Source organism: Burkholderia vietnamiensis LMG 10929, assembly GCF_000959445.1.
GTDB classification, from domain to species: domain Bacteria; phylum Pseudomonadota; class Gammaproteobacteria; order Burkholderiales; family Burkholderiaceae; genus Burkholderia; species Burkholderia vietnamiensis.
Window position 1 is genome coordinate 1,724,480 of record NZ_CP009631.1, and the last position, 15,051, is coordinate 1,739,530.

Annotated in this window: 12 protein-coding genes; 11 read left to right on the top strand and 1 reads right to left on the bottom strand. The window is 71.1% G+C overall.

What is annotated here, in order from left to right; genetic code table 11:
* The first annotated feature begins 46 nt into the window (after positions 1 to 46).
* The 11 genes from kdpB to AK36_RS17910 all read left to right on the top strand — a co-directional run bounded on the left by kdpB (position 47) and on the right by AK36_RS17910 (position 12,935).
* Positions 47 to 2,131: a potassium-transporting ATPase subunit KdpB gene (kdpB, locus tag AK36_RS17860; RefSeq protein WP_041493868.1), complete on the top strand. Its 2,085-nt coding sequence runs from the start codon at positions 47 to 49 to the stop codon at positions 2,129 to 2,131.
* Between the two features lie 25 nt (positions 2,132 to 2,156).
* Complete coding sequence (gene kdpC / locus AK36_RS17865; RefSeq protein WP_014723380.1) at positions 2,157 to 2,738, top strand: potassium-transporting ATPase subunit KdpC; 582 nt, start codon at positions 2,157 to 2,159, stop codon at positions 2,736 to 2,738.
* Between the two features lie 223 nt (positions 2,739 to 2,961).
* The gene (locus tag AK36_RS17870; protein WP_045578916.1) at positions 2,962 to 5,973 is read left to right on the top strand and encodes a DUF4118 domain-containing protein; all 3,012 of its coding nucleotides are present in this window, start codon (positions 2,962 to 2,964) and stop codon (positions 5,971 to 5,973) included.
* Positions 5,966 to 6,664, top strand: coding sequence for a two-component system response regulator KdpE (gene kdpE, locus AK36_RS17875; protein ID WP_011885566.1), 699 nt, complete (start codon positions 5,966 to 5,968; stop codon positions 6,662 to 6,664). Before AK36_RS17870 ends, kdpE begins: the two co-directional genes overlap by 8 nt.
* Positions 6,665 to 6,763: 99 nt before the next feature.
* Complete coding sequence (locus AK36_RS17880; RefSeq protein WP_045579438.1) at positions 6,764 to 7,042, top strand: putative hemolysin; 279 nt, start codon at positions 6,764 to 6,766, stop codon at positions 7,040 to 7,042.
* Positions 7,043 to 7,240: 198 nt separating this feature from the next.
* Complete coding sequence (gene sugE / locus AK36_RS17885) at positions 7,241 to 7,561, top strand: quaternary ammonium compound efflux SMR transporter SugE (RefSeq protein WP_045578917.1); 321 nt, start codon at positions 7,241 to 7,243, stop codon at positions 7,559 to 7,561.
* A 225-nt stretch (positions 7,562 to 7,786) separates the two neighbouring features.
* Positions 7,787 to 8,404 (top strand): DUF4126 domain-containing protein, encoded by a 618-nt coding sequence (locus tag AK36_RS17890; protein ID WP_011885563.1) that lies wholly within the window; start codon positions 7,787 to 7,789, stop codon positions 8,402 to 8,404.
* A 107-nt stretch (positions 8,405 to 8,511) separates the two neighbouring features.
* Positions 8,512 to 11,016: an ABC transporter permease gene (locus AK36_RS17895; RefSeq protein WP_224383390.1), complete on the top strand. Its 2,505-nt coding sequence runs from the start codon at positions 8,512 to 8,514 to the stop codon at positions 11,014 to 11,016.
* A 42-nt stretch (positions 11,017 to 11,058) separates the two neighbouring features.
* Positions 11,059 to 11,469 carry a group II truncated hemoglobin gene (locus AK36_RS17900; protein WP_011885561.1) on the top strand — a complete coding sequence of 137 codons (411 nt, stop codon included), beginning with the start codon at positions 11,059 to 11,061 and terminating at the stop codon, positions 11,467 to 11,469.
* Positions 11,470 to 11,571: 102 nt separating this feature from the next.
* Positions 11,572 to 12,303, top strand: a complete 732-nt coding sequence (locus tag AK36_RS17905) for an alanyl-tRNA editing protein (protein ID WP_014723374.1) — start codon at positions 11,572 to 11,574, stop codon at positions 12,301 to 12,303.
* Positions 12,300 to 12,935: a DUF924 family protein gene (locus tag AK36_RS17910; protein ID WP_045578919.1), complete on the top strand. Its 636-nt coding sequence runs from the start codon at positions 12,300 to 12,302 to the stop codon at positions 12,933 to 12,935. The genes AK36_RS17905 and AK36_RS17910 overlap by 4 nt, the downstream gene beginning before the upstream one ends.
* A 67-nt stretch (positions 12,936 to 13,002) precedes the next feature.
* On the opposite strand, the gene AK36_RS17915 is transcribed toward AK36_RS17910, so the two are convergent.
* The gene (locus AK36_RS17915; RefSeq protein WP_014723372.1) at positions 13,003 to 14,931 is read right to left on the bottom strand and encodes an ArnT family glycosyltransferase; all 1,929 of its coding nucleotides are present in this window, start codon (positions 14,929 to 14,931) and stop codon (positions 13,003 to 13,005) included.
* Positions 14,932 to 15,051 lie beyond the last annotated feature (120 nt).

The following is a 15,051-nucleotide window of genomic DNA, read 5'->3' on the forward strand; positions in this document are numbered from 1 at the left end:
CGCATCGCGACACGTTGACAAGACTGAAGAGATTGAAGAGATCGCCATGACTCAACATTCCGCAACACGGTCCATGTTCGATCCGGCGCTGCTGCGCCCGGCGATCGTGGATTCGTTCAAGAAGCTCACGCCGCGCACGCAGCTGCGCAATCCGGTGATGTTCTGCGTGTACGTCGGCAGCATCCTGACGACCATCCTGTGGATCGCGGCGCTCGCCGGCCAGGCCGAGGCGCCCGCGGGCTTCATCCTCGCGATCGCGCTGTGGCTGTGGTTCACGGTGCTGTTCGCGAACTTCGCCGAAGCGCTCGCGGAGGGGCGCTCGAAGGCGCAGGCCGCGTCGCTGCGCAGCGCGAAGAAGGACGTGATGGCCAAGAAGCTCAACGAGCCGCATCCGAAGTCGCCGATCCGCATCACGACGGCGTCGGACCTGCGCAAGGGCGACGTCGTGCTGGTCGAGACCGGCGACGTGATTCCGGCCGACGGCGAAGTGGTGGACGGCGTCGCGTCGGTCGACGAATCGGCGATCACCGGCGAGTCCGCGCCGGTGATCCGCGAGTCCGGCGGCGACTTCTCGTCGGTGACGGGCGGCACGCGCGTGCTGTCCGACTGGATCGTCGTGAAGGTCACCGCGAACCCCGGCGAGGCGTTCCTCGACCGGATGATCGCGATGGTCGAGGGCGCGAAGCGCAAGAAGACGCCGAACGAGGTCGCGCTGACGATCCTGCTGGTCGCATTGACGATCGTGATGCTGCTCGCGACCGCGACGCTGCTGCCGTTCTCGATGTTCTCGGTCGAGGCGATGAAGTCCGGCCACGTGGTGACGATCACGGTGCTCGTCGCGCTGCTGGTGTGCCTGATTCCGACCACGATCGGCGGGCTGCTGTCCGCGATCGGCGTCGCGGGCATGAGCCGGATGATGCAGGCGAACGTGATCGCGACGTCGGGCCGCGCGGTGGAAGCGGCCGGCGACGTCGACGTGCTGCTGCTCGACAAGACCGGCACGATCACGCTCGGCAACCGTCAGGCGTCGGCGTTCGTGCCGGCGCCGGGCGTGACCGAGGAAGCGCTGGCCGACGCCGCGCAGCTGTCGTCGCTCGCCGACGAAACGCCGGAAGGCCGCAGCATCGTGGTGCTGGCCAAGGAGCGCTTCAACATCCGCCAGCGCGACCTCGCGCAGCTGCAGGCGACGTTCCTCGGCTTCTCCGCGCAGACGCGGATGAGCGGCGTCGATCTGCCCGGCCGCGAAATCCGCAAGGGCGCCGCCGATGCGATCCGCCGCTACGTCGAGCTGCACGGCAGCCGCTTTCCGGACGACGTGCGCCGCGCGGTCGACGAGGTCGCGCGCCGCGGCAGCACGCCGCTCGTGGTCGCGGAGCTGCACGACGGCGCCGCGCGCGTGCTCGGCGTGATCGAGCTGAAGGACATCGTGAAGGGCGGCATCAAGGAGCGCTTCGCGGAGCTGCGCAAGATGGGCATCAAGACGGTGATGGTGACCGGCGACAACCGGCTGACGGCCGCGGCGATCGCGGCGGAGGCGGGCGTCGACGATTTCCTCGCGGAAGCCACTCCGGAAACCAAGCTCGCGACGATCCGCGAACACCAGGCGGCCGGGCGCCTCGTCGCGATGACCGGCGACGGCACCAACGACGCGCCGGCGCTCGCGCAGGCCGACGTGGCGGTCGCGATGAACACCGGCACGCAGGCGGCGAAGGAGGCCGGCAACATGGTCGACCTCGACTCGAACCCGACCAAGCTGATCGAGATCGTCGAGATCGGCAAGCAGATGCTGATGACGCGCGGCTCGCTGACGACCTTCTCGATCGCGAACGACATCGCGAAGTACTTCGCGATCATCCCGGCCGCGTTCGTCACCACCTACCCGCAGCTGCGCGTGCTGGACATCATGCATTTGACGTCGCCGGCGTCGGCGATCCTGTCGGCGGTGATCTTCAATGCGCTGATCATCGTCGCGCTGATCCCGCTCGCGCTGAAGGGCGTCGCCTACCGGCCGCTCGGCGCCGCGACGCTGCTGCGCCGCAACCTGCTGGTGTACGGGCTGGGCGGCGTGCTGCTGCCGTTCCCGTTCATCAAGCTGATCGACATGACGCTCGCCGCGCTCGGCTGGGCCTGAGCGCACCGGATTCGAAGGAACCCTCATGAAAACGTTGATTCGCCCGCTGGTCGTGATCTTTGCCGTGCTGACCGTCGTGACGGGCATGGCCTATCCGGCCGTGATGACCGCGTTCGGTCAGGCCGTGTTTCCGGCGCAGGCCGACGGCAGCCTGATCGAGCGCGACGGCCGGGCCGTCGGCTCCGCGCTGATCGGCCAGCCGTTCGATGCGCCGCGCTACTTCTGGGGCCGCTTGTCGGCCACCGCGCCGATGCCGTACAACGCGGCCGGCTCCGGCGGCTCGAACCTCGGGCCGCTCAATCCGTCGCTCGCCGAGCAGGTGAAGGCGCGCATCGCCGCGCTGCGCGACGCGGGCACCGATTTGTCGAAGCCGGTCCCGGTCGACCTCGTGACGGCGTCCGCGAGCGGTCTGGACCCGGACATCACGCCGGCCGCGGCCGCGTACCAGATCGAGCGCGTCGCCAAGGCGCGCAAGCTGACGGCCGACGCGGTCGCGCAGCTCGTCGCCGCGAACACGACGGGCCGCCAGTTCGGCGTGCTCGGCGAGCCGCGCGTGAACGTGCTGAAGCTGAACCTCGCGCTCGACGCGGCGCAGGGCGGGCATTGAGCCGGGCGGGCGCGCTGGGCGTGGCTTGCGGCGAGGTGAGTCGGAAGCTACGTCAATCGCAAGCCGCCCGCCACAGGCCGCAAGCCGCGCGCGCCGTGAGCCGCCAAGCCGCAAGCCGGTCTCGCCCTGAACGACGGCGCGTGCGCCGTCTTTGCCTTTTGCGGCGATTTGGAACAACAATGCCGGTACTCGCGCGCAGTCCGGCGCTTCGCCTTCCTCCCGGATGAACCGTCCCGATCCCGACCAACTCCTCGACAAGCTGCAGCGAGATGCGGCAAAGCAGCGGCGCGGCCAGCTCAAGGTCTTCTTCGGCGCGTCTGCCGGCGTCGGCAAGACCTACGCGATGCTGCAGGCCGCGCGTCAGCGCAAGCAGGACGGCGTCGACGTCGTCGTCGGCATCGTCGAGACGCACGGCCGCAGCGAAACCGCCGCGCTGCTCGATGGGCTCGACGTGCTGCCGCTCGCCCATATCGAGTATCGCGGCCGCACGCTCGCCGAATTCGATCTCGACGGGGCGCTCGCGCGTGCGCCGCAGCTGATTCTCGTCGACGAGCTCGCGCATTCGAACGTGCAGGGCGCGCGCCATCTGAAGCGCTGGCAGGACGTCCACGAGCTGCTCGATGCGGGCATCGACGTCTACACGACCGTCAACGTCCAGCATCTCGAGAGCCTGAACGACGTGGTGGGCGCGATCACCGGCATTCGCGTGTGGGAGACGGTGCCCGACCGTGTGTTCGACGCGGCCGACGAGGTCACGCTGGTGGACCTGCCCGCAGAGGAACTGCTCGAGCGGATGCGCGACGGCAAGGTGTATCTCGCGCAGCAGGCCGAGCGTGCGGTGCGCAACTTCTTCCGCAAGGGCAACCTGATCGCGCTGCGCGAGCTCGCGCTGCGGCGCACGGCCGACCGCGTCGACGCGCAGATGCGCGAGTACCGTGCCGATCGCTCGATCCAGCGCATCTGGCAGGCGCGCGAGCGGCTGCTCGTGTGCATCGGGCCGGGGCCGGAGGCGCCGACGCTGGTGCGCGCCGCCGCGCGGCTCGCCGCGAGCCTGAAGGCCGACTGGATCGCCGTGTACGTCGAGACGCCGCGGCTGCAGCGGCTGCCCGACGCGCGCCGGCAGCGCACGCTCGATGCGCTGAAGCTCGCGGCCGAGCTCGGCGCGGAGACGGCCACGCTCGCGGGCGACGACGCGGTCGCCGCGCTGATCGGCTATGCGAAGGTGCGCAACGTGTCGAAGATCGTCGCGGGCGGTTCGCCGAAGGTCGGCGTCGTGCGGCGCTTCGCGCGGCCGTTCGGCGAGCAGCTCGCCGAGCGCGCGGGCGACGTCGATCTGATGCTGATACGCGCGTCGGCGAGCGACGAGGTGCGCGCGGCGCCGCTCGACGCGCGCGCGCGCGACTGGCGCGACGCGTTCGCGCAGTTCGGCACGCGGCGCTCGCCGCCGCGCCACTACCTGTACGCGGCCGCGATCTGCGCGGCGATCACCGGCTTGGCGAGCGTCGTGTCGGGGCGGCTCGACCTGACCAACCTCGTGATGCTGTACCTGCTCGGCGTCGTGTTCTCGGCCGTGCGGCTCGGGCGCGGGCCGGGCGTGCTGCAGTCGTTCCTGTCGGTCGCCGCGTTCGACTTCTTCTTCGTGCCGCCGCGCATGTCGTTCTCGGTGAGCGACACGCAATACCTGCTGACCTTCTTCGGCATGCTGCTCACGTCGCTCGTGATCAGCCATCTGACGTCGACGCTCACGCGCCAGGCGAGCGTCGCGCAGCGCCGCGAGCGTCGCACCGGCGCGATCTACGCGATGGCGCGCGAGCTGGGCGCCGCGCTGACGACCGAGCAGATCGTCGAGATCGGCAGCCGTCACGTGAGCGAGGTGTTTCGCGCGCGCGTCGCGTTTCTGCTGCCCGACAGCGCCGACCAGGTGCGCCAGAAGATCGAGGACCCGGACGCCGCCGTCACGCTGACGGGCGCCGAGCTCGACAGCGACGTCGGGCAATGGGTGTACGACCAGCAGAAGCCGGCCGGCCGCGGCACCGACACGCTGCCCGCGACGGCCGCGCTGTATTTGCCGCTGAAGGCGCCGATGCGCACGCGCGGCGTGCTGGCGGTCGTGTCGCGCGAGCCGCACGAGCTGGAGGTGCCCGAGCAGCAGCGGATGCTCGATGCGTTCGCCGCGCAGATCGCGCTCGCGCTCGAACGCGTGCATTACGTCGAGATCGCGCGCGATGCGCTCGTCAACATGGAGTCCGAGCGGCTGAGGAACTCGCTGTTGTCGGCGATTTCGCACGACCTGCGCACGCCGCTCACCACCATCGTCGGTTTCTCGTCGATGCTCGCGAACGGGCGCGCGGCGGCGGAGGGGGCATCTGCGTCGCTTGCATCGCCTGCTTCGCCGGAGTCATCCGCTTCGCCGGTGTCATCAGCGGCACCAGCGGCACCAGCGGCACCAGCGGCACCGACGACACCGACGACACCGACGACACCGACGACACCGACGACACCAGCGCCACCCGCACCCCTCGACGCCGCCGCTGCCCAGCGCTTGGCGCAGCGCGAACGCGAGCTCGTTGACGCGATCCACGACGAGGCGCTGCGGATGACGGGCATCGTCACGAACCTGCTCGACATGGCGCGGCTGCAGGCTGGCAGCCTGCAGATCAAGCGTCAGTGGTCGCTGCTCGAGGAAACCGTCGGCGCGGCGCTCGCCGCGTGCAAGCGCGTGCTCGCGCGGCATCCCGCGCGTGTGTCGCTGCCGGCCGACCTGCCGCTGCTGCAGATGGATGCGGTGCTGATGGAGCGGCTGTTCACGAACCTGTTCGAGAACGCCGCGAAATACACGCCGGCCGACGCGCCGATCGAGATCGGCGCCGAGCGCGTGAGCGACGACGGCCAGCCGTTCGTGCGCGTGTACGTCGACGATCACGGCCCCGGTCTGCCGCACGGGATGGAGACGCGCATCTTCGACAAGTTCACGCGCGGCGAGAAGGAATCGGCGACGCCGGGCATCGGGCTCGGCCTCGCGATCTGCCGCGCGATCGTCGAAGCGCACGGCGGTAAAATCGGCGCGCTCAACCGCACCGCGCCCGACGGACGCGTGACGGGCGCGCGCTTCTGGTTCACGCTGCCGGTCGACACGCCGCCGGCGGTGCCGGCCCCACCCGATGACGACATCGACGACGACATCGACGCGCCCGGCGCATCGTTCCCCTCCGAGCCCTTGCCTGACCATGACTGAACCGAGCCTGACCGTCGTCCTGATCGAGGACGAGAAACAGATCCGCCGCTTCGTGCGCGCCGCGCTCGAAGAGGACGGCATCGCCGTATTCGACGCGGAGACGGGCAAGCAGGGGCTGATCGACGCGGCGACGCGCAAGCCCGATCTCGTGATCGTCGACCTCGGGCTGCCCGACACCGACGGCCTCGACGTGATCCGCGAGCTGCGCGGCTGGTCGGAGGTTCCGGTGATCGTCCTGTCCGCGCGCACGCAGGAAGACGAAAAGGTCGCCGCGCTCGACGCCGGCGCCGACGACTACCTGACCAAACCGTTCGGCGTATCGGAGCTGCGCGCGCGCATCCGTGCGCAACTGCGTCGGCGCAACCAGGGCGGCGCGAGCGAATCGCCGAAGGTCGCCTTCGGCGGCGTGAGCGTCGATCTCGCGCTGCGCCAGGTGTGGCGCGACGGCGAGATCGTGCATCTGACGCCGCTCGAATACCGGCTGCTCGCGACGCTGGTGCGGCATGCGGGGCGCGTGCTCACGCACCGCCAGTTGCTGCGCGACGTGTGGGGGCCGTCGCACGTCGAAAGCCATCACTATCTGCGCATCTACATGGCGCACCTGCGCCAGAAGCTCGAACGCGATCCCGCCCAGCCCGAGCACATCGTGACCGAGACGGGGGTCGGCTACCGGCTCGTCGGCGTCGCGTGATGCGCGGTGCGTGATGCGTGACGCAGCGAGCGGTGCCGCACACACGGCCCGATTCCCCGTTATGCTGAGCGCTGCATGAACGAAACCGAGGAGGGTGCCATGTCCGTCCGTCTGGTCGTCATCTGTGCGCTGGCGCTCGTCGGGCCCAGCGCGTTCGCGCAGCCGCTGCCGCCCGGGCAGGCGGCGGCGCAGCCGGTGCTCGCGAACCCCGCGACCGTCAATTGCGAGAAGCTCGGCGGCCGGCACGTGGTGCGCACGCTACCGCGCGGGCAGGTCGGGATGTGCGTGTTCAAGGACGGGCGCGTGTGCGACGAATGGGCGCTGTACCGCGACGACCGCTGCGTCGGCGACGCCGGCGCGGCGCGCGTCTCGAACTGAGCGCTCGGCCGCTGCGGCGAACTGGGCTGTGGTGTGGCCGCCGGCGTTCATCGGCTACACCTGGCCCAGCTCGGTCCCGACCGGTTCCCGCCGCTCGGGCAGTCCGCGCCGCCGTTGCTATACTCGGCGCCGCCCGGGGACGGCCCCGGGCCATTCGCTGCAACGGGGACGACCCCATCCGATCCGGAGTACGTCGAGATGGCGTGGGCATTGCTGTTGATTGCCGGTTTGCTCGAAGTGGCGTGGGCGGCCGGCATGAAATCGTCCGAGGGCTTCACGAAGCTCGGACCGTCGGTGTTTACGATCGTGACGGCGCTGGCGAGCTTCGCGCTGCTCGCGATCGCGATGCGCCAGCTGCCGCTCGGCACCGCGTATGCGGTGTGGACGGGCATCGGCGCGGTCGGGGCGTTCGCGTTCGGCATCGTGATGCTGGGCGAGGCGCTGACGGTGGCGCGCGTGGCGAGCGCGGCGCTGATCGTGCTCGGGCTGGTGGGCCTTAAGCTGTCGTCGGGCGCTTGACGCCCCTGATGCCCGTGACGCCGGCAGGCACGTCCCCATGCGCCTGCGCCACCCTGTGGAATCGCGCGGCGCTGCCGATAGCCTGTCTATAATGGAACGCATTCGGGCCTGAATGCCGGTGCGCCGTTCGCGGCCGGCGGCGCCGGTCGCCACGCGCCGCGCGGCCGTCACACCGACTCGATCCGATCAATCGGCAAAGCGCACGCAACGTGCAAGGAGAGGCCCATGATCGAAGCCATTTCGCTCGGCGCGGGGCTCGCGTGGGCGAGCGGGCTGCGCCTTTATCTGACGGTCCTGATTGCCGGTGTGCTCGCGCGGGCCGGCTGGCTCCATCTGCCAGACACGCTCGCGGTGCTGACGTCGCCGTGGGTGATCGGCGCGGCCGGCGTGCTCGCGGTCACCGAATTCCTTGCCGACAAGATCCCCGCGTTCGATTCGCTGTGGGACGCCGTCCATACCTTCATCCGCATTCCGGCCGGCGCGGTGCTCGCCGCCGGCGCGCTCGGCCATGCCGATCCGACCGTGCTCGCGATCGCCGGGCTGGCCGGCGGCTCGCTCGCCGGCGCCGCGCACGTCGCCAAGGCCGGCACGCGCGCGCTGATCAACCTGTCTCCGGAGCCGATCTCGAACTGGGTCGCGTCGTCCACCGAGGACGGGCTCGTGTTCGGCGGCCTCGCGCTCGCATTCTTCGTGCCGCTCGCGTTCCTGGTGCTGCTGGCGGCGTTCATCGCGGCGTCCGCGTGGGCGCTGCCGCGTCTGTGGCGCGGCGTGTCGGGCGGGTTCCGCGGCATGGCCTACCACATGGTGTCGCGGCTCAATTCGATTGGAGGCAAGCGCGATTGAAGCCGCGCGCCTCGCTCGAACGTCAGCACGCTGACCCGTCGCCGGCCGGGCGGCCCGCGCATGCCGGCCGCTTCGGCTGGCGCGACCTGGTGCGCCAGGCCGCGCGGATGACCGCGCGCGACTGGCGCGCGGGCGAACTCACGTTGCTCGTGCTGGCGCTGGTGCTCGCGGTCGCCGCGCTGACGAGCGTCGGTTTTCTCGCAGACCGGCTGCGCCAGGGGCTCGAGCGCGACGCGCGACAGATGCTCGGCGCCGATTTCGTCGTGCGCGCCGATCATCCGGTCGATCCGTCGTTCGCGCGCGACGCACACGCGCTCGGCCTGCGCACCGCGACGACGGCCATCTTCCCGAGCATGATCGCGGCGGCCGCCGCGCCCCGGCCGGGCGACGCGGCGCCCGCGCGCCTCGCGGCCGTGAAGGCGGTGTCGGCAGGCTACCCGCTGCGCGGCGCGGTCGAGATCGTGCCGGCCGGCGCGTCCGCCGCGCGCCAGACGACCGACATCCCCGCGCCCGGCACCGTGTGGGCCGATCCGGCGCTGCTCGACGCGCTGCATCTGAAGGCCGGCGACACCGTGCGCGTCGGGCTGCGCACGTTCACGGTCGCCGCGTCGATTTCGCGCGAGCTCGATCGTGGCTTCTCGTTCGTCAATTTCTCGCCGCGGCTGATGATGCGCGCGGACGAACTCGCGGCGACGGGCCTCACGGGCTACGGCAGCCGTGTGATGTATCGGTTGCTGGTCGCCGGCGACGCGCGTGCCGTCGCGCGCTTCGAAGCGGATGCGCACGGACGCGTCGACGGCGGCAAGCTGCGCGGCGTCGGGCTCGAATCGCTGCAGGAAGGGCAGCCGCAGGTGCGGCAGACGCTCGATCGCGCCCGCCATTTCCTGACGCTGGTCGCGCTGCTCACCGCGCTGCTGGCCGCGGTCGCGATCGCGATGGCCGCGCAGCGCTACATGCGGCGTCATCTCGACGGCTGCGCGACGATGCGCTGCCTCGGCGTGAGCAGGCGTACGCTCGGCGCGCTGTTCGCGCTCGAATTCGCGGGGCTCGGCATCGTGTCGGGCGTGGCGGGCGCGGTGCTCGGCTACGGCGGCCACTGGGCGCTGCTCGGCGCGCTCGGCGGCCTGATCGAGGTGGCGCTCCCGCCGCCGACGCTGCAGCCCGCGCTGATCGGCATCGGCGCGGCGCTCGTGCTGCTGCTCGGCTTCGCGCTGCCGCCGCTCGCGCCGCTCACGCGCGTGCCGCCGGTGCGGGTGCTGCGGCGCGACTGGGGCGACGCGTCGCGCATCGCGTGGGCCGCGTATGCGGTCGGCGTCGTATTGTTCGCGGGGCTGCTGATCGTCGCGGCCGGCAACCTGAAGCTCGGGCTGATCGTCGCGGGCGGCTTCGTCGGCGCGCTGGTCGGCTTCGCGCTGATCGCGCGGCTCGTGCTGTACGCGGCCGCGCGCGCGGTGCGCAACGCGCGCGTGGCGGCGGGCGTCGGCTGGCGTTATGCGCTCGCGTCGCTGCATCGGCGCGGCACGGCCAGCGCGCTGCAGATCACCGCGCTCGCGCTGGGCCTGATGTGCCTGCTGCTGATCGCGATCACGCGCAACGACCTCGTGGCCGGCTGGCGGCAATCGACGCCGCCCGATGCGCCGAACCAGTTCCTGATCGACATCCAGCCGGACCAGCGCGCCGACGTCGCCGCGTGGCTCGCCGCGCACGGCGTGCGCGACGCGGTGCCGGCGCCGATGGTGCGCGGCCGGCTCGTCGCGATCAACGGCAAGCCGGTGAACCCCGACGCGTACCGGTCCGACGATGCGCGCCGGCTGGTCGATCGCGAATTCAACCTGTCGTATACGACCGAGCTGCCGGCCGACAACCGGATCGTCGCCGGCGACTGGTTCGGCACGTCGGCCGCGCCGCAGATCTCGATCGAGGCCGGCCTCGCGAAGACGCTGAACGTGAAGCCGGGCGACACGCTGCGCTTCGACGTGACCGGGCTGACGGTCGATGCGCCGATCACCAGCGTGCGCAAACTCGACTGGGGTTCGTTCCGCGTCAACTTCTTCGTGCTGATGCCGCCGCCGGTGCTGAAGGATTTCCCTGCCGTCTATCTGACGAGCTTCCATCTGCCGGCCGCGCAGGCGTCGTTGCTCGATCCGCTGATCGCGCGCTATCCGAACCTGACGGCGATCGACGTCGCGCCGATCCTCTCGCAGCTGGAGCGGATGATGCTGCAGGTGGTCGGCGCGGTGCAGTTCCTGTTTGCGTTCACGCTCGCGGCGGGCGTACTGGTGTTGTACACGGCGCTCGCCGGCTCGCGCGACGAGCGCGTGCACGAGGCCGCGCTGCTGCGCGCGCTCGGTGCGTCGCGCGCGCAGGTTCGCGCGGTACAGCGCGCGGAATTCGTGGTCGTGGGCGCACTGGCGGGCGCGCTCGCGTCGGCGGGCGCGATCGCGGTCGGCTGGGTGCTCGCCGCGCGCGTGTTCGACTTCCGGCTCGCGGTCGATCCGTGGCTCGTGCCGGCCGGCATCGCCGCCGGCATCGCGTGCGCCGCTGCAGCGGGCTGGCTGAGCCTGCATAATGTGTTGCGGCGCCCTGCGCTGCAGTCGCTGCGCGACGCGTGAGCGTCGCCGGCGGCCCCGATCATCCCGTTTCCGACTATTCGTATGACCGATGTGAATGACGAAGCGCCGTCGCAGCCGACGGCGTTCGAACTCGTGGGCGGCGAAGCCCGCGTGCGCGAAATGGTGGACCGCTTCTACGATCTGATGGACCTCGAGCCGGAATTCGCCGAGCTTCGCGCGCTGCATCCGACCTCGCTCGACGGCTCGCGCGACAAGCTGTTCTGGTTCCTGTGCGGCTGGCTCGGCGGTCCCGACCACTACATCAGCCGGTTCGGCCACCCGCGCCTGCGCGCGCGCCATCTGCCGTACCCGATCGCATCGGACGGCCGCGACCAGTGGCTGCGCTGCATGGCTTGGGCGATGGAGGACATCGGCTTGCCCGAGCCGCTGCGCGTGCGCCTCATGCACTCGTTCTACGAAACGGCCGACTGGATGCGCAACCGGCCCGGTTGATCGACCGGTACGCCGCAGCGGCGCGCGCGCACGAGGTGGATCTGGGCGCGCGCCGGATGCGGCGCGACACTGGCCGTCTCCCCATTGCTGCGAGGCTGCTCGATGACGACCCACGCGCTGTTCCGTGAAGACGCCTACCTGACACGATGCGAGGCCGTCGTCGCTGCCGTCGGCGACGACGGCATCCGGCTCGACCGCACCGTGTTCTATCCGCTCGGCGGCGGCCAGGCCGGCGACGCCGGGACGCTCACGCTGCCCGACGGCGGCACGATCGCGATCGCCGACACGCACAAGGCGCGCTTCGACGGCGCCACGCCCGACGACGCCGTGCACGTGCCGGCGCCCGGCCAGGAGGCGCGCATCGCCGCGCTGCGGCCCGGCGCGCGCGTGGTGGCCGACATCGACTGGGCGCGCCGCTACCGGCACATGCGGCTGCACACGGCCGCGCACCTGATGTGCGCGGTGCTGCCGTATCCGGTCGACGGCTGCAGCGTGACGGCCGACTACGTGCGGCTCGATTTCGCGACGTCGGACGCGATCGAGCGCGCCGACGTCGAACAGCGGCTCGCGGCGCTGGTGCACGGCGCGCATGCGGTCACGACCGAATGGATCACCGACGCCGAAATGGCCGAGCGCCCCGAACTCGTCCGCACGATGAGCGTGAAGCCGCCGATGGGGCTCGGCCGCGTGCGCTTGCTGCGCATCGAAGGCGTCGATCTGCAGCCGTGCGGCGGCACGCACGTGCGCAACACGGCGGAAATCGGCGCGCTGCGGGTCACGAAGCTCGAGAAGAAGAGTGCGCGGACACGGCGCGTGGTGCTGGCGTTCGCATGACCTTCGACGGCCCCACCGATCGCACGGATCGCACCGATCCCGCCGCGAGGCTCGATCCGCAAGCGCGCGAGATACTGGATTTCTGGTTCGGCGCGCCGGGTTCTGCGACGTTCGGCCGCGCGCGCAAAATCTGGTTCAACGGCGGCGCGGCATTCGACGATCTGCTGCGCACGCGCTACGGCGCGCTGCACGATGCCGCGTGCGACGGCGCCTGCGATCACTGGGCGGGCACGCCGCTCGGCGCGCTGGCGCTGATCGTCGTGCTCGACCAGTTCTCGCGCAACATCCATCGCGGCACGCCGCGCGCATTCGCCGCCGATCCTCGGGCGCTGGCGCTCGCGCGGCGCGTCGTCGCGGCCGGCTGGGACGCGCAACTGCCGAGCGGCCATCATCGCGCGTTCGTTTATCTGCCGTTCGAGCACGACGAATCGGAGCACAGCCAGCGCGAGGCCGTGCGGCTCTGCGCGGGCATTCGCGACGAGGCCGGTTGCCGCGGCTATCACGACCACGCGTTGCGCCATGCGGCGGTGATCCGGCGCTTCGGCCGCTTTCCGCACCGCAACGCGATCCTCGGCCGTGTTTCGAGCGACGAAGAAATCGCGTTCCTGCGCGAGCCCGGTGCGTCGTTTTGACGCGCGAAGCCGGATTCACGCCGTTCGCGGAGCCGGCCGCGTCAGGCGGCCGCGCCGCGTGCGGCGCTCACTGCAGCGCGTGCTGGTCGGGCGTGCGCACGTAGACGCGCAGCAGTTCTTCGTTGTCGCCCGGGCGCGCCCCGGTCCAGAACAGCTTCCATTCGCTGCCCGGCGCCGGATCGACGGCCCGCACGCCCTGGACGATCATCCACGTGCAGCGCGTCGTCGTCGCGTCGTCGATCGGCGTGTGCCGGATCCCGGAGAAGTAGTACAGCATCGGCGCTTCCGATTCGCCGAGCCCGTGCAGGCTCGCCATGCAGTCGCCGTCGTTCCATTCGAGCGCGAGATGCGCGTTCAGGTCTTCGAACACCGACCGGTAGCTTTTCGCGACGTCCAGCCACGGCAGCAGCAGCGTGTACACGAGCCCCCATGCGACCAGCGCGCCCGCGCCCCACGACAGCGCGCCGCGCCACGGGCCGGTCGTGCGCAGCTTCGGCAGCAGCCACAGCCAGCCCACCGTCAGCGCGAGCGCGCCGATCACGAATCCGGGCACGAGCGGCATCGTCCAGTCGAGCGGCAGCCAGCGGCCGAGCACCGCGACGCCGGCGCGCGACGCGTTCGGATCGGCCATCACCGCCCAGATCGCCCACGCGAGCATGACGACCGTGCCGAACAGCGCGCGGCTCAGGTAATCCCAGGCGAGATGCAGCGCGCGCGGCAGACGCTCGATCGCCTGCGCGGCGACCAGCGCGAGCGGCGCGAAGAACGGCAGGATGTAGAGCTGGCGGGACGTGGCGGACACCTGCAGCACGGCCAGCCCGATGCCGGCGAACAGCACGGGCAACGCAATGCGCGGCGTGCGCCATTCGCGCCACGCGCCGCGGGCGAGGGCGGCGATCGCGAGCGGCGCGACCGGGAAGCCGAGCAGCACGAACGCACGCAGGATGAAGAACGGCTTGTCGTTCTCCGCGCCGAGTTCGGGCACGGAGAAGCCGAAGAAGCGGCCGACGTTGTTGTCCCAGAACCACGTCATGAAGAGCGTCTCGGAGCGCAGGAACAGCGCGATCGGCCAGATCAGCGCGAATGGGGCGAACACGAGCGCCGCGAGCCCGAGCGAGCGCGCGAACGCGCGCGTGCGGCACGCGGGGTAGAGCGCCATCGCGGCCACGAGCGTCGCCGCGAACACCAGCGGCACGAACAGTCCCTTCGACATCAGTGCGATACCGACGCCGGCGCCGAACAGCGGCGCAGCCCAGGGGCCGGACGGCCGCACCGGCAGCCCGTGCTGCAACTGGCGCCCGCGCGCGACGTGCTGCATCACCAGTTCGAGCAGTCCGCAAAAGCCCATCGCGGTGCCGGCGAATAGCGCGACGTCGGTCATCATGTCGTGCACGTGCTTGACGACGACGAGCGTGCCCGCGCTGAGCACCACGGGGCCGAGCACGCGCAGGTCGAGCCAGCGCTCGGCGCGGCTCGCGCTGCGCGCCGCGCGCGCGATGAAGCCGAACGCCAGCGCGGCGAACAGCGCGCTCGCGAGGCGCGCCGCATCGTGCAGCGGCATCACGCGCTGCAGCAACCATGCGAGGCTGGTCGCGACCGCCGCGTAGAGCGGCGGCTTCTCCATGAAGGGCTGGCCGGCGTTGGTCGGCACGACGAAGTCGCCGGTCTCCAGCATGTGCTGGATGATGCCGAACGTATAGGTTTCGTCCTGCTTCCACGGATCGTGGCCCACTATGCCGGGCAGCAGGTACGCAGCCGCCAGTGCCGCGACCAGCAGCCACGCGCGCCAGGCCAGCCGCAGCGCGCGGTCGCGGGGCGCGTCGGCGACGCTCACGGCCACCGTCACGGCCGCAGCCGCGGCCGCGGCTGCCGCCCCGGACGGCGAGCCGGCGGTATGAAGCGTCGTATCGAGGTCGGGATCGGCGGTCGATCGGGTGTGGTGTGCCGAGGCGGGCACGGGCGTGCGTCGCCGGCCGGGCGCTGCGGTTCCTGGCATGGAAAAGATCTCGGTCTGGTGAAGCCGGGCCGGCGACATTGGCCGGGCCGTTTTGGTTTGCATCGACGCGACCTGGCAGCCGGATGGCCGGTTGCGTCGCTGGGCGCTAGTAGACCACGG

Bases quoted from the DNA above. Each gene is read 5' to 3' on its own strand.
- kdpB (WP_041493868.1), top strand. From the start codon at position 47: ATGACTCAACATTCCGCAACACGGTCCATGTTCGATCCGGCGCTGCTG.
- kdpC (WP_014723380.1), top strand. From the start codon at position 2,157: ATGAAAACGTTGATTCGCCCGCTGGTCGTGATCTTTGCCGTGCTGACC.
- AK36_RS17870 (WP_045578916.1), top strand. From the start codon at position 2,962: ATGAACCGTCCCGATCCCGACCAACTCCTCGACAAGCTGCAGCGAGAT.
- kdpE (WP_011885566.1), top strand. From the start codon at position 5,966: ATGACTGAACCGAGCCTGACCGTCGTCCTGATCGAGGACGAGAAACAG.
- AK36_RS17880 (WP_045579438.1), top strand. From the start codon at position 6,764: ATGTCCGTCCGTCTGGTCGTCATCTGTGCGCTGGCGCTCGTCGGGCCC.
- sugE (WP_045578917.1), top strand. From the start codon at position 7,241: ATGGCGTGGGCATTGCTGTTGATTGCCGGTTTGCTCGAAGTGGCGTGG.
- AK36_RS17890 (WP_011885563.1), top strand. From the start codon at position 7,787: ATGATCGAAGCCATTTCGCTCGGCGCGGGGCTCGCGTGGGCGAGCGGG.
- AK36_RS17895 (WP_224383390.1), top strand. From the start codon at position 8,512: ATGACCGCGCGCGACTGGCGCGCGGGCGAACTCACGTTGCTCGTGCTG.
- AK36_RS17900 (WP_011885561.1), top strand. From the start codon at position 11,059: ATGACCGATGTGAATGACGAAGCGCCGTCGCAGCCGACGGCGTTCGAA.
- AK36_RS17905 (WP_014723374.1), top strand. From the start codon at position 11,572: ATGACGACCCACGCGCTGTTCCGTGAAGACGCCTACCTGACACGATGC.
- AK36_RS17910 (WP_045578919.1), top strand. From the start codon at position 12,300: ATGACCTTCGACGGCCCCACCGATCGCACGGATCGCACCGATCCCGCC.
- AK36_RS17915 (WP_014723372.1), bottom strand. From the start codon at position 14,931: ATGCCAGGAACCGCAGCGCCCGGCCGGCGACGCACGCCCGTGCCCGCC.